Raw genomic sequence first — 592 nt, 5'->3', positions numbered from 1 at the left:
GATCTGCTTGGTCGCTTCAAAGCCGTCCATGGCCGGCATATGCACGTCCATCAACACCGCATCGAAAGCCTCCCGCTCCAATAGCGCGAGCGCTTCCAGGCCGTTCCCGGCGATCTCGACCTGGATGCCGGCCAGATGCAAAAATTCGCGCACCACCTGCTGGTTGATCAGGTTGTCTTCGGCGACCAAAACCCGCGTACCGGCCAACAGTTTACCGAAATCGCCCTGGGCCGACAGCGACGTTCCCGAGCGTTGCCGCTCAGACAAGGACGCCAGTCCCAGCACCAATTCGAAGCTGAAGCGGCTGCCCTGGCCGGGCGCGCTGGCGACGACGAATTCACTGCCCATCAGTTGCAGCAGGTTATGGCTGATCACCAGGCCCAGGCCGGTGCCGCCGAAGCGGCGGGTGATCGAACCGTCCACCTGGCTGAACGGCTGGAACAACTTTTCTCTATCGGTCTCGGACATGCCGATGCCGGTATCGGTCACGCTAAACACTAACTTGACTTCCGACTGGATCATGCTCTGGACGTTGACTGTCAGCATAACCTGGCCCTGTTCGGTGAATTTGATCGCATTGCCGAGCAGGTTG

At 60.0% G+C, this 592-nt stretch carries 1 protein-coding gene; it reads right to left on the bottom strand.

Annotated elements, in window-relative coordinates; genetic code table 11:
* Window positions 1–592 (bottom strand): ATP-binding response regulator (locus tag EKO24_RS00655; protein ID WP_161990538.1); only part of this gene is annotated, 592 nt, incomplete at both ends.

It is taken from the genome of Candidatus Methylobacter oryzae (assembly GCF_003994235.2).
Lineage (GTDB): Bacteria > Pseudomonadota > Gammaproteobacteria > Methylococcales > Methylomonadaceae > Methylobacter_A > Methylobacter_A oryzae.
The sequence above is the reverse complement of the archived record's forward strand: the minus strand, read 5'-3'. Positions and strand labels throughout refer to the sequence as shown.